The following is a 12,292-nucleotide window of genomic DNA, read 5'->3' on the forward strand; positions in this document are numbered from 1 at the left end:
AACTTAATCCAGGGCGAAAACTTGACTCAGTACATTTAGAGCGTGAGAGTGGTTCGACCACAGCGGCGCCCAGCCGCTCCGGAGGGGAGCACCGCCATGCCCGAAACGATCGCCGGGGCCGGGACGACGGCCGGCACAGCCGACACACCTGGAAGGTCCGACGGGGCCGTTGGGGCCGTTGGGGCCGTTGGGGCCGGCGGAGGGTCCCGGACGAGCAGTCGGCGGTCCACCGGCCGGAACCGCACAATCGGTTTCGTCCTCTGCATCACCACGATCCTGCTGGCCGTGCTCGACTCGAACATCGTTTCCTCAGCGACCGTGCCGATCGTCCGCGACCTCGATCCGGTCCACGGCGTCGACCGGATCGCGTGGTTGATCGCCAGCTACCAACTCGCCGCGACCGCCGCGCTCCCCCTGTACGGGAAGCTCTGCGACTCACTCGGCTCGAAGAACGTCTTCATCGGTGCCCTCGCTACCTTTCTGGCCGGATCGGCCGTGTGCGGGATGGCCCAGTCCATGGGAGAACTGATCGCCGCCCGCGCCCTCCAGGGCATCGGTGGCGGGGGCCTGATGAGCGTCACCATGGTCGTCCTGCGCGAACTCGCGGGAGCACCGAAGGCTGACGGCGACAACGACAGCAACGGCAACCGCGACCGCGGCCGCGAGGCCAAGCGCGAGAGCGGGAAAGGCGACCCGGGCGGCAAGGGTGACGGGAGCGACCGGGGCGGCAACATCGGCGGGGTCATCGCCGGCGCGGGGATGGCGCTCGGGCCCTGGATCGGCGGAACCCTCTCCGACCACGCCGGGTGGCGGTGGATCTTCTACGTCAACCTTCCGGTCGGCATCGCGGTGCTGGTCGCGGCCTTCGCCCTGCTGAAGCTCCCCGCCCGCACCACGCGTCGCCGCATCGACTTCCTCGGCGCCGGACTCGCCGCCGCTTTCTCCACCACACTGCTCCTGGTCACCGAGTGGGGCGGTCAGCAGTACGCCTGGTCCTCGCCGCTGATCGCGGGCCTGCTCGCCACGACTGCCCTCTCCCTCGGGCTCTTCCTGTGGCGCCAGGCGACCGCGGCCGAACCGATCCTCCCGCTCTCCCTGTTCACCGTCCGGGCCATGCGGAACGGCTTCGCCATCCAGGGGCTGGTCGGCGCCGCGATGATGGGCTCGATCGTCTACGTCATGATCTACCTCCAGGTGGTACGGGGTGTCGCCGCGTCGTCGGCCGGGCTCTTCCTGATCCCGATGGCCGTCGGCATGGCGGTGGTCGGTCTCGTCTCTGGACGTCTCGTCGCGGCCGGCTGGTCACAGAAGACCTTCGTCGTCAGTGGCACGGTCGTGGCCTCCGCAGCCCTCGGCCTGCTCGCCACCCTCACCACGGACACCAGCCTGTGGACGGTGCGCGGCGCGATGCTGTTGATGGGACTGGGCTTCGGCCAGCTTGTCGGACAGCTCATCCAACTGGTCCAGGACACCGCCCCGGCTCACCAACTGGGCGTGGCCACCACCGGAGTCCGCTTCTTCCAGACCCTCGGCAGCGCCCTGGGGGCTGCCGTCTTCGGCACCGTACTGAGCCGGGTGTACGCGTCCCGCGGACCGGGCGGCCCGGCCGGCGGGATCAGCGAGCTGACGGGAGCCGCCCACCAGCAGGCACTGCACGCCTTCACCTCGTCGACCGACGTGGTGTTCTGCTGCGCCACCGGCGTGATGATCGTCGCGGTGTTCCTGGCCACCCGGCTGCCCGGGGCCGTCCGGGCTCAGGAGGCCTGAGCCCCTCCCGATTCCCCGGCCGACTCCCGGACCGGTTCCCTGGCGGGAGTTCCGTGCGCGGCTGCCCCGACCATGAATATCTCGCCGTTGGCAGGAACGCCCGCACCGCGCCAGGTGAATGGAATTCCGACCGCCACGTCCAGGTCCGGGTCGTCCATCAACTGGAAATGCACATGCGGTTCGGTGGAATTTCCGGAGTTTCCGCACTCGGCGAGAGGCTGTCCGGCCCGGACCCTCTCCCCCGCCCGCACCCGGAGCGACCCCTGCCGCAGGTGGGCGTACATGGCATAAGTACCGCCGCCCAGGTCGAGCACGATGTGGTTCCCGACGATGGCGCCCGCACCGCGCATGTCCCGTACGGATGCCTCGATCAGCGTCAAGTAGACGAGCGCGGGGAGGGAATTGCGGCTGAGGTGGTCGCGGCTGCCGTGCGAGGCGTGCACCACCGTGCCGTCGGCCACCGCGAGAAGCGGCGCCCCGAAGGCCGGGAAGTGGTGGTTCCGCCGGGCGACGGGCCACAGGGCGCGGAACTTCGGCCGGGACAACACCGGCTCGGCCCCGGGCTCCGCCTCCGTCCCGGACTCCGTCCCCTCCGTCCCGGGCTCCGCCACGATGTCGATCGCGTACGTCTGCCCGTACGCGTGCACCCCATGGCTGGGCACCTTGTCCGCCGGGCTGTTCAGCGCCGTCCAGCGGCCCGTCACCGGCGGCTCGACCTCCACCGCGGGCGGCGGGTCCGCGACCGCGGCCCGGCCCCTGCGCCCCGCCGTCAGACTCAGGGTGACCGCGGCGGCCGCCGGCACCCAGGTCAGCCAGTACGGGAACGGTGGCCGGGGAAGGAGGCTGATGACCACCATCACGAAAAAGGCGATCCAGCACACCCGGTACAACACCATGACAGCTTTACGGACGGACACGACTTCCCCCTGGAGTGTCTGTTTCGCCGGATTGCCTGTTCTGCCGGATTGCCTGTTCTGCCGGAGTGCCTGTTCCGGCTACGCGTTCCTCGGATTGCTCAGCTTCCGTCTCCGTTTCCGTTTCCGTTTCCGCGTCCTCCGCCTGCCTCGTGGTCTCTCTCGTGGCCCCTCGCGCCCCCCTCAGGGCCTCGCCGCCGTAAGGACCACCAGCAGTGGCACCACCCGGACGCCGGGGACCTCGTACCGCCCCCGTCCCGTCGTGTGCAGCCAGCCCGCGCCGGTCAGCTGCCGGAGATGGTGGTAGATCTGCCCCGTCGTACCGGTCTCGTCGAGCGCGGCGAGCTCTGCGGCCGTGCGCCGACCGCCGAGGATCTCCCGCAGCAACCGCAACCGCACCGGATGCCCGAGCGCGGCGAGCGACTCGGCGGCGTCCGACCAGCCGGAACCGGAATCACCGTCCTCTCCCGGCCCCTCGCCCGAGCCGCCCACCCCGGCCCCCAGCAGCTGCTCCGTGAGCGCGCCGTACTGCCACTCGTACCGCTCGCCCGTCGGCAGTCGGACCGCTCCCGTGTACAGCACACCGCCCTCCGCCGCCCCGATCCCGGAAAGCTCCTGCTTGAGCCCCTCCAGAGCCCAGAAATCGGCCCCCGTCGGACGCGGCACATCCCTGCGGTCACCCACGAGTGCCTCAAGCCGCCGCTCAAGCTCCGAGACCCGCTCCTCCAGCTCCATTCTTCCAAATTACGTAACTACGTAATCCCCGTCAAGAAGGCACGGCAAACCCGCACACGCAGAACACGCAGAAACCGCAGAAGCCCCCGCCCGGCAGACCGGGAGGGGGCTTCTGCGCGCACTGTGAGCAGCGGTGCGCAGCGATGAACAGCGATGAACTGCGGTGGGATCAGGCAAGCAGCGCGGGGATCGTCCCCTCGTGCGCCGTACGCAGCTCGCTCAGCGGGATGCTGAACTCGCCCTGGATCTCGATCTCCTCGCCGTCCACGACACCGATCCGGGTCACGGGCAGACCCCGCGCCCCGCACATGTCGTTGAAGCGGAGCTCCTCGCTGCGCGGAATCGAGACGACCGCGCGTCCCGCCGACTCGGAGAACAGGAAGGTGAACGCGTCCAGGCCGTCCGGCACGACCAGCCGGGCGCCCTTCCCGCCGCGCAGGCAGGACTCGGTCACCGCCTGGACGAGACCGCCGTCGGACAGGTCGTGCGCCGCGTCGATCATGCCGTCGCGGGAGGCCGAGATCAGGATCTCGCCGAGCAGCTTCTCGCGGCCGAGGTCGACCTTGGGCGGCATGCCGCCGAGGTGGTTGTGGACGACCTCGGACCAGGCCGAGCCGCCGAACTCCTCGTGCGTATCGCCCAGCAGGTAGAGGAGCTGGCCCTCTTCCTTGAACGCGACCGGCGTGCGCCGGGTGACATCGTCGATCACGCCGAGCACGGCCACGACCGGCGTCGGGTGGATCGCCGTCTCGCCGGTCTGGTTGTACAGCGAGACGTTGCCGCCGGTGACCGGGGTGCCCAGCTCCAGGCAGCCGTCCGCCAGACCACGGGTGGCCTCGGCGAACTGCCACATGACGTCCGGGTCCTCGGGCGAGCCGAAGTTCAGGCAGTCCGAGATGGCGAGCGGCTTGGCGCCGGAGGCGGCGACGTTGCGGTACGACTCCGCCAGCGCGAGCTGCGCGCCGGTGTACGGGTCGAGCTTCGCGTACCGGCCGTTGCCGTCGGTCGCCATGGCCACGCCGAGGTTGGACTCCTCGTCGATGCGGACCATGCCGGCGTCCTCGGGCATCGCGAGCACGGTGTTGCCCTGCACGAACCGGTCGTACTGGTCCGTGATCCAGGACTTCGAGGCCTGGTTCGGGGAGGAGACCAGCGCGAGCACCTGCTCGCGCAGCTCGGCGCCGTTGGCCGGACGGGCCAGCTTTCCGGCATCGTCGGCCTGCAGCGCGTCCTGCCAGGACGGGCGGGCGAACGGGCGGTGGTACGTCGGGCCCTCGTGGGCGACGGACCGCGGCGGCACGTCCACGATCTGCTCGCCGTGCCAGAAGATCTCCAGCTGCGAGCCCTCGGTCACCTCACCGATGACGGTGGCGATGACGTCCCACTTCTCGCAGATCTCCAGGAAGCGGTCCACGTGCTGCGGCTCGACGATCGCGCACATGCGCTCCTGCGACTCGCTCATGAGGATTTCCTCGGGCGAGAGGGAGGAGTCGCGCAGCGGCACGGTGTCCAGCTCGACGCGCATACCGCCCGAACCGGCCGAGGCCAGCTCGGAGGTGGCACAGGAGAGCCCGGCGCCGCCGAGGTCCTGGATGCCCGCGACGAGCTTCTCCTTGAAGATCTCCAGGGTGCACTCGATGAGGAGCTTCTCCTGGAAGGGGTCACCGACCTGGACGGCCGGACGCTTGGCCGGACCGGTCGAGTCGAAGGTCTCCGAGGCGAGCACCGAGACGCCGCCGATGCCGTCACCGCCGGTGCGGGCACCGTAGAGGATCACCTTGTTGCCGGGGCCCGAGGCCTGGGCCAGGTGGATGTCCTCGTGCTTCATGACGCCGATGCAGCCGGCGTTGACGAGCGGGTTGCCCTGGTAGCAGGCGTCGAAGACGACCTCGCCGCCGATGTTCGGCAGGCCCAGGCAGTTGCCGTAACCGCCGATGCCCGCGACGACACCCGGCAGTACCCGCCTGGTGTCGGGGTGGTCGGCCACGCCGAAGCGCAGCGGGTCGACGACCGCGACCGGGCGGGCACCCATGGCAAGGATGTCGCGGACGATGCCGCCGACGCCGGTGGCCGCGCCCTGGTAGGGCTCGATGTACGAGGGGTGGTTGTGCGACTCGACCTTGAAGGTGACCGCGTAGCCCTGGCCGACGTCGACCACACCGGCGTTCTCGCCGATGCCGACGAGCATCGCGTCGTTCTCCGGCACCTTCTCGCCGAACTGCTTGAGGTGGACCTTGCTGCTCTTGTAGGAGCAGTGCTCGGACCACATCACGGAGTACATGGCGAGCTCGGCGCCGGTGGGGCGGCGGCCCAGGATCTCGCGGACCCGGGCGTACTCGTCCTCCTTGAGGCCGAGCTCCTTCCAGGGCTGCTCGGTGTCCGGGGTTTCGGCCGCGTGCTTGACCGTGTCCAGGCTCATGCGTTGACCAGCTTCTTGATGATCGAGGTGAAGAAACCGAGACCGTCGGTGCGACCGGTGCCGATCAGCGGCTCGACGGCGTGCTCCGGGTGCGGCATCAGACCGACGACGTTGCCTGCGGCGTTGGTGATGCCGGCGATGTCGCGCAGCGAGCCGTTGGGGTTGACGTCCACGTAACGGAACGCGACACGGCCCTCGGCCTCCAGCTCGTCGAGCGTGTGCTCGTCGGCGGTGTAGCGGCCGTCCATGTTCTTGAGCGGTACGGAGATCTCCTGGCCCTCGGAGTAGTCGGAGGTCCAGGCGGTACCGGCGTTCTCGACGCGCAGCTTCTGATCGCGGCAGATGAAGTGCAGGTGGTTGTTCCGCAGCATCGCGCCGGGCAGCAGGTGCGCCTCGGTCAGAATCTGAAAGCCGTTGCAGATACCGAGAACCGGCATGCCCGCCTTCGCCTGCTCGATCACCGTCTCCATGACCGGCGAGAAGCGGGAGATGGCTCCGGCCCGCAGATAGTCGCCGTAGGAGAAACCGCCCGCCAGGATGACCGCGTCGACCTGGTGCAGATCCTTGTCGCGGTGCCACAGCGATACGGGTTCGGCGCCTGCGACCCGTACGGCCCGCAGGCTGTCCTGGTCGTCGAGGGTGCCCGGAAAGGTGACGACTCCGATACGAGCAGTCACTTCGACTCCTCGGCCTTCTCCACCTTCACGGTGAAGTCCTCGATGACGGTGTTGGCGAGGAACGTCTCGGCCATCTCGTGAATACGGCTGAGGGCGGCCTCGTCGACCGGCCCCTCGACCTCCAGCTCGAAACGCTTTCCCTGACGTACGTCCGCGATTCCCTCGAAGCCGAGACGGGGCAGCGCACGCTGCACAGCCTGTCCCTGCGGGTCGAGGATCTCGGGCTTGAGCATGACGTCGACTACGACGCGTGCCACTGGCACTCCCGGTGTGGTGGTGTGGTGCGGCTGTTTCTCCGGGGGGTTCCCCAGGACCCCCGCGGGTCCCCTCAGCGTACCTGTCCCGAAATTCTACGCGGGTAGATATCGGACGGCCCGGATCGCGCACGGATCGCGCCCGGAACACGCCGGGATCGCGTCGGTATATGGGCGGCAGATCTCGCGATGGATCTCACGGCGATCTCGCGGTGGATCTCACGGCAGATCTCGCGGTGCATGCGGCAGCGGATGTCGTGGCCGATGCGGAAAATCCTGCGACAAAAATCCCCACCAGCCGCACAGATAGCAGACTGACACGCGCACGTAATTGGGTGGGCTTCACAATGCGGCACTCACCGCTGTACAAATGATTGGCGGGGAAAGCAGCATTGCCCCGAAACGGCCGGCAACAGTCGGCCCTCATCCGCGCTCACAGCCGGAAGGCCGGCATCCGCGCATGTCAGACGCGCAGATGCCGCAGGAAAGGACCTATATCCGTGGCTCAGCGCGTAGTGGTCACACTCTCCGACGACATCGACGGGGGAGCGGCAGCGGAAACGGTCACCTTCGCGCTGGACGGGAAGTCGTACGAGATCGACCTCAATCCGTCCAATGCAAAGAAACTGCGCAAGGCCCTGGCCCCGTATGTGGCGGCCGGCCGAAAGCAGACAAATGCCAGCAAGCACGGCAAGGTTCCCGTCTCGTACCGGCACACCTCGCTCGCGCCCGACCCGGCGGCCGTACGCGCCTGGGCCCGGTCGCACCGGATGGAGGTGCCGGCCCGCGGCCGGATTCCCAAGAAGGTCTACGAGGCGTTCCAGGAAGCCAGTTGAGCGCAGACGCCGGGCGGCCGGTGCCCGAAGCGGGCCCCACACGGGCCTGAGCCGGGCCTCACACAGGCCTGGTCCGGGCCTCACGCCACCCGGCACCGGCCGCTTCGACGGCACCTCGGGGGAGCCGACTTGCGCGACACCCCCGCAGGTCGGCTAGAGTCTGGAGCACGCCGAAGGGCAAGGCCGAAAGGCCGGGCCTCAAGCAGCGTGCGGGTGTAGTTCAGTAGTAGAACATCCCCCTTCCAGGGGGAAGGCGCAGTGTGCAATTCCTGTCACCCGCTCTGCATCACTCTTCCTCAGCCACTCCGGTGGATCGGGTAGAGTAGTGCTCGCTCCACCGGTGAAAGCCGAGTGGTTGCCATGCGGACGTAGCTCAGTTGGTAGAGCGCAACCTTGCCAAGGTTGAGGTCGCCAGTTCGAACCTGGTCGTCCGCTCGTAGAAGCAAGAAGCCCCCGGCCTTTCGGCCGGGGGCTTCTTCGTGTCTCGCGGGGCGTGTTCGTATTCGGCCTCGGCCCCGCCGTATCCGCTCCCTCCCTCCCCTCATGACGTTTGTCATGCACTGCGATGACAGCTCGCACTGCTCCCGACGCCGTCCGGGAGGAAGCCTGAAGCCATGACCTTCGACGAAATTCCCCATGAGTGCGTGATCGAGGCGGACGGTGTCCGACGCAGTTATGCGGGCGGCTTCGAGGCTGTGACAGGCGTCTCCTTCTCCGTGGCGCGCGGCGAGCTGTTCGCCCTGCTCGGCACGAACGGCGCCGGCAAGACCTCGACCGTCGAACTGCTGGAAGGGCTGGCCCGCCCCGACGGCGGCACGGTACGGGTCCTCGGCCACGACCCGTTCGAGGAACGCGCCGTTGTCCGCCCGCGCATCGGGGTGATGCTCCAGGAGGGCGGTTTCCCCTCCGATCTGACGGCCACGGAGACCGTAAGGATGTGGGCCGGTTGCACCAGCGGGGCCCGGCCCATCGGCGAGGCCCTGGAGCTGGTCGGGCTCGGCCACCGGGCGCGCGTCCGGGTCAAGCAGCTCTCCGGCGGTGAGCGGCGGCGGCTGGACCTGGCGCTGGCCCTGCTCGGCCGGCCGGAGGTGCTCTTCCTCGACGAGCCGACCACCGGCCTCGACGCCGAGGGGCGGCGCGACACCTGGGCGCTGGTGCGCCGGCTCCAGGAGGGCGGCATCACCGTGCTGCTCACCACGCACTACCTGGAGGAGGCCGAGGCGCTCGCCGACCGGCTGGCCATCATGCACCGGGGGCGGATCGTGACCTCGGGCACCACCGCGGAGGTGACCGCCGAGCGCCCGTCCCGCATCCGGTTCGAGCTCCCCGCCGGAACCGGGGCAGCGCAGCTGCCGCTGAGCCTGCGCGCCGCAGCCGACGGACCGCGGATCGAGATCCGCACCCGTCACCTCCAGGACTCGCTGGCCGAACTGCTGCGCTGGGCCACGGAGTCCGACGTCCGGCTCACCGGCCTCGACGCCCGGTCCGCCTCGCTCGAAGAGGCCTTCCTCGACATCGCGCGGTCCGCGGCGGAGAACGAGACCCGGAATGAGAACAGGAACGGGAACGGGGACGGGAACGGTGACGGGAACGGGACCGAGGCCCGGAATGGTGCCCGGAACGGGACCAGGTCCGGCCGCGGGACCGTGAACGCAACCGGCAACGACAACGCGACGGAAGAGGTGACCGCGGCATGACGACCGCCACAACGCGTGCGAACACCGTGACGACCGGATCCCCGGCCACCACCACCGTCCGGGGCCGGCTGACCGCCCTCGGCCGGGCCGAACTGACCCTGCTGCTGCGCAACCGGACGGCCGTCTTCGTCGCCCTGCTGATGCCCGCGGCCATGGTCACGGCGATGAGGTCGACGTTCGAGCAGATGGATCTCGGCGGGACCGGGCTGACCGTCGCCGGAGCGGCACTCACCGGCGGCATCGGTACGGTCCTGATCCAGGCCGTTTACATGAACATGGTCGCCACCTATGTGGCGCGACGCGAGGAGCTGGTGCTGAAGCGGCTGCGTACCGGCGAGGTCACCGACGGGGAGATCCTGACCGGAACCGCGCTGCCCGCGGGCGCGCTGGCCCTGGCGCAGACGGCGGTGATCGTCGCGGCCGGTACCGCCTTCTTCGGACTCGGCGCACCCCGACGCCCCGAGCTGCTCCTGCTGGGGCTGGTGATGGGCCTGGTGCTGCTGACGGCGCTGGGCGCGGCCACCTCGGTGATCACCCGCACCGTGCAGACCGCTCAGCTCACCACTCTCCCGCTGTTCTTCGCCTCGCTGATGGGCTCGGGCCTCTTCGTACCGCTGGAAGTGCTGCCGGACCGGCTCGCGTCGGTGTGCGAGCTGCTGCCGCTGACCGGAGTGATGACCCTCGTACGGGCAGGTTGGCTGGGCGGCGCCCAGGGCACCGACCTGCTGGGGGCCGCGCTGACCGGGTTGGTCTGGACCGTGCTCGCGGTGTTTGCTGTCAAGCGGTGGTTCCGCTGGGATCCGCGACGCTGAGGGATGTGGTGGCGTGTTGACGCGCGTACGTGGCTGGCGCCGCGGCTGGCAGGAACGCAGCAAACTGGAACGGATCGACCTCTACACGCGGCTGACCATGGCGATGATCCCCTGGATCTTCACCCTGTCGTGGCAGCTGGCCCCGTTCGCGTCGGACATCCGCCGCGCGCCGGTCCCGCTGGCGCTGGCACTGGCCCTGCTCGTGGTCTGCTTGGCCCAGTGCGTGCTCAGCAACCGCAACGTGCGGCCGTCGTACGCCGATTACCGCGGCACCGCCGCGTTTCCCCGGCGGCGGATGATGGCACCGCTGGCCCTGCTGCTGGTCGCGCTGGGACTGCTCGCGGCGCTGACCGCCGTGGACGGCGTCGGCCGGCCGGGGCTGCTGATGATGGCGATGAACGTACCGCTGGCCCTGGTGATGACGCAGGTGCTGCTGGTTCCGGTCCGTACGTTCATGGTCCAGTCGCTCGCCCTCGCCGCCCTGACCACCGGCGCCCTCGCCGCGGCGGGGGTACGGGGCGGAGTCCTGGCCGGAGTGCTGCCCGCCACGCTCTTCGGCTGTGTGCTGGTGCTGATCTCGATCCGGCCGAGCGCCTGGAGCCTGAGTGTGATGTGGCAGGCGGAGGAGGCCCGGGACGTACAGGCCCGGCTGGCGGTCGCGGAGGAGCGGCTGCGGTTCGGGCGGGACATGCACGACGTGCTGGGCCGCAATCTCGCCGTGATCGCGCTCAAGAGCGAGCTGGCGGTGGAGCTCGCCCAGCGCGGCAGGCCCCAGGCCGTGGACCAGATGGTCGAGGTGCAACGGATCGCCCGCGCCTCCCAGCAGGAGGTGCGCGATGTCGTACGGGGATACCGGGAGGCCGATCTGAGTACGGAACTGGCCGGGGCCACGGGCGTGTTGCGGGCGGCCGGCATCGAATGCGCGGTGGTGGGCGACAGCGGCGCGGAGCTGGCCGCGCCCGTCCAGGCCGCCCTCGGCTGGGTGGTGCGCGAGGCGGCCACCAACGTGCTGCGGCACGGCGACCCCCGACGCTGCACGATCCGGCTCACCACCGCCGCCGACGAGGTGGTGCTGGACGTGGAGAACGACGGCGCGCCGACGACCCCCGCGTCCCCGGACAGCGGTTCCGGGGAGCACGGCTCCGGCGGGAGCGGTTCGGGCGGAAGCGGTACCGGGCTGCCCGGACTGCGCGAACGGCTCGGCTCGCTCGACGGCTCGCTGGACGCGGGAACGGCGGGCGACGGGCTCTTCCGGCTGACGGCGAGAATCCCGCGCACCCCGCGTACCCCACGTGCCCCGAGTACCCCACGTGCCCCGCGTACCCCGCCTACTCCGCATTCGGAGGCCCGTACCGACCTTCTGGAGGAGAGACGATGACCGCGGTGCGGGTGCTGCTCGCCGACGACGAGCATCTGATCCGGGGCGCGCTCGCCGCGCTGCTCGCGCTGGAGGACGACCTGGTGGTGGTCGCGGAGGCGGCGACCGGGCCGGAGGCGCTCGCCATGGCCCGTGCGCACCGCCCCGATGTGGCGGTCCTGGACCTGGAGATGCCGGGTGCGGACGGTGTGAGCGTCGCCACATCCCTGCGGTCCGAACTCCCGGGCTGCCGCACCATGATCGTGACCAGCCACGGCCGGCCGGGCCATCTGAAGCGGGCCCTGGCGGCGGGCGTGCGGGCGTTCGTACCGAAGACCGTCAGCGCCCGCCAACTGGCCGGCATCATCCGCACGGTGCACGCCGGCAACCGTTACGTGGACCCGGAGTTGGCGGCCGACGCGATCGCGGCCGGGGACTCCCCGCTGACCGTGCGCGAGGCCGAGGTGCTGGAACTGGCGGCGGACGGGGCGCCGGTCGCGGAGATCGCGGAGCGGGCCTCGCTGTCGCAGGGAACGGTACGGAACTACCTCTCCTCCGCGGCCTCGAAGCTCGGGGCCGAGAACCGTCATGCCGCGGTGCGTCTCGCGCGGGAGCGGGGTTGGGTATAGTGGTCCTCGCGCTTTGGCGCTTGCGGACGTAGCTCAGTTGGTAGAGCGCAACCTTGCCAAGGTTGAGGTCGCCAGTTCGAACCTGGTCGTCCGCTCGTAGAAGCAGGAAGCCCCCGACCTTTCGGCCGGGGGCTTCTTCGTACGCCGGGGCTTTTCGTGTGCCGGGCCTCTTCGTACGCCGCGGGCTTCTTCGTG

General features: G+C 69.8%; 11 protein-coding genes and 3 tRNA genes. 9 read left to right on the top strand and 5 right to left on the bottom strand.

Going from position 1 to position 12,292, the window contains the following annotated elements; all coding sequences use genetic code 11:
* The first annotated feature begins 246 nt into the window (after positions 1 to 246).
* Entirely contained in the window at positions 247 to 1,767 is a 1,521-nt protein-coding gene (locus ACIP89_RS07170; RefSeq protein ID WP_402114544.1) for an MFS transporter, read from the top strand.
* On the opposite strand, the gene ACIP89_RS07175 is transcribed toward ACIP89_RS07170, so the two are convergent.
* The 5 genes from ACIP89_RS07175 to purS all read right to left on the bottom strand — a co-directional run bounded on the left by ACIP89_RS07175 (position 1,755) and on the right by purS (position 6,775).
* Positions 1,755 to 2,684 (bottom strand): M23 family metallopeptidase, encoded by a 930-nt coding sequence (locus ACIP89_RS07175; protein ID WP_402113587.1) that lies wholly within the window; start codon positions 2,682 to 2,684, stop codon positions 1,755 to 1,757. The genes ACIP89_RS07170 and ACIP89_RS07175 overlap by 13 nt on opposite strands.
* 180 nt (positions 2,685 to 2,864) lie before the next feature.
* Complete coding sequence (locus ACIP89_RS07180) at positions 2,865 to 3,416, bottom strand: ArsR/SmtB family transcription factor (RefSeq protein WP_402113590.1); 552 nt, start codon at positions 3,414 to 3,416, stop codon at positions 2,865 to 2,867.
* A gap of 169 nt (positions 3,417 to 3,585) precedes the next feature.
* Positions 3,586 to 5,835, bottom strand: a complete 2,250-nt coding sequence (gene purL / locus ACIP89_RS07185) for a phosphoribosylformylglycinamidine synthase subunit PurL (RefSeq protein ID WP_402113593.1) — start codon at positions 5,833 to 5,835, stop codon at positions 3,586 to 3,588.
* On the bottom strand, positions 5,832 to 6,512 hold the full coding sequence (gene purQ, locus ACIP89_RS07190; RefSeq protein WP_073736461.1) for a phosphoribosylformylglycinamidine synthase subunit PurQ: 681 nt from the start codon (positions 6,510 to 6,512) through the stop codon (positions 5,832 to 5,834). Before purQ ends, purL begins: the two co-directional genes overlap by 4 nt.
* Positions 6,509 to 6,775, bottom strand: a complete 267-nt coding sequence (purS, locus tag ACIP89_RS07195; protein ID WP_073736460.1) for a phosphoribosylformylglycinamidine synthase subunit PurS — start codon at positions 6,773 to 6,775, stop codon at positions 6,509 to 6,511. Before purS ends, purQ begins: the two co-directional genes overlap by 4 nt.
* Before the next feature lie 491 nt (positions 6,776 to 7,266).
* On the opposite strand from purS, the gene ACIP89_RS07200 reads away from it, so the two are divergent.
* The 8 genes from ACIP89_RS07200 to ACIP89_RS07235 all read left to right on the top strand — a co-directional run bounded on the left by ACIP89_RS07200 (position 7,267) and on the right by ACIP89_RS07235 (position 12,192).
* Entirely contained in the window at positions 7,267 to 7,602 is a 336-nt protein-coding gene (locus ACIP89_RS07200) for an Lsr2 family protein (protein WP_199884437.1), read from the top strand.
* Between the two features lie 209 nt (positions 7,603 to 7,811).
* A tRNA-Gly gene (locus ACIP89_RS07205) sits at positions 7,812 to 7,883 on the top strand.
* A gap of 81 nt (positions 7,884 to 7,964) precedes the next feature.
* Positions 7,965 to 8,037 (top strand) — tRNA-Gly (locus ACIP89_RS07210).
* 179 nt (positions 8,038 to 8,216) lie between these two features.
* Positions 8,217 to 9,299 (top strand): ABC transporter ATP-binding protein, encoded by a 1,083-nt coding sequence (locus ACIP89_RS07215; protein WP_402113596.1) that lies wholly within the window; start codon positions 8,217 to 8,219, stop codon positions 9,297 to 9,299.
* Positions 9,296 to 10,111 carry an ABC transporter permease gene (locus ACIP89_RS07220; protein ID WP_402113598.1) on the top strand — a complete coding sequence of 272 codons (816 nt, stop codon included), beginning with the start codon at positions 9,296 to 9,298 and terminating at the stop codon, positions 10,109 to 10,111. The genes ACIP89_RS07215 and ACIP89_RS07220 overlap by 4 nt, the downstream gene beginning before the upstream one ends.
* A 13-nt stretch (positions 10,112 to 10,124) precedes the next feature.
* On the top strand, positions 10,125 to 11,489 hold the full coding sequence (locus ACIP89_RS07225; protein ID WP_402113600.1) for a sensor histidine kinase: 1,365 nt from the start codon (positions 10,125 to 10,127) through the stop codon (positions 11,487 to 11,489).
* A complete protein-coding gene (locus ACIP89_RS07230; protein WP_123524697.1) occupies positions 11,486 to 12,097 on the top strand; it encodes a response regulator transcription factor in 612 nt (203 codons plus the stop codon). The genes ACIP89_RS07225 and ACIP89_RS07230 overlap by 4 nt, the downstream gene beginning before the upstream one ends.
* 22 nt (positions 12,098 to 12,119) lie before the next feature.
* Positions 12,120 to 12,192, top strand: a tRNA-Gly gene (locus ACIP89_RS07235).
* Positions 12,193 to 12,292: the final 100 nt, after the last annotated feature.

Origin of the sequence: Streptomyces sp. NPDC088730 (assembly GCF_044751215.1) — a bacterium.
Classification (GTDB): Bacteria; Actinomycetota; Actinomycetes; order Streptomycetales; family Streptomycetaceae; genus Streptomyces.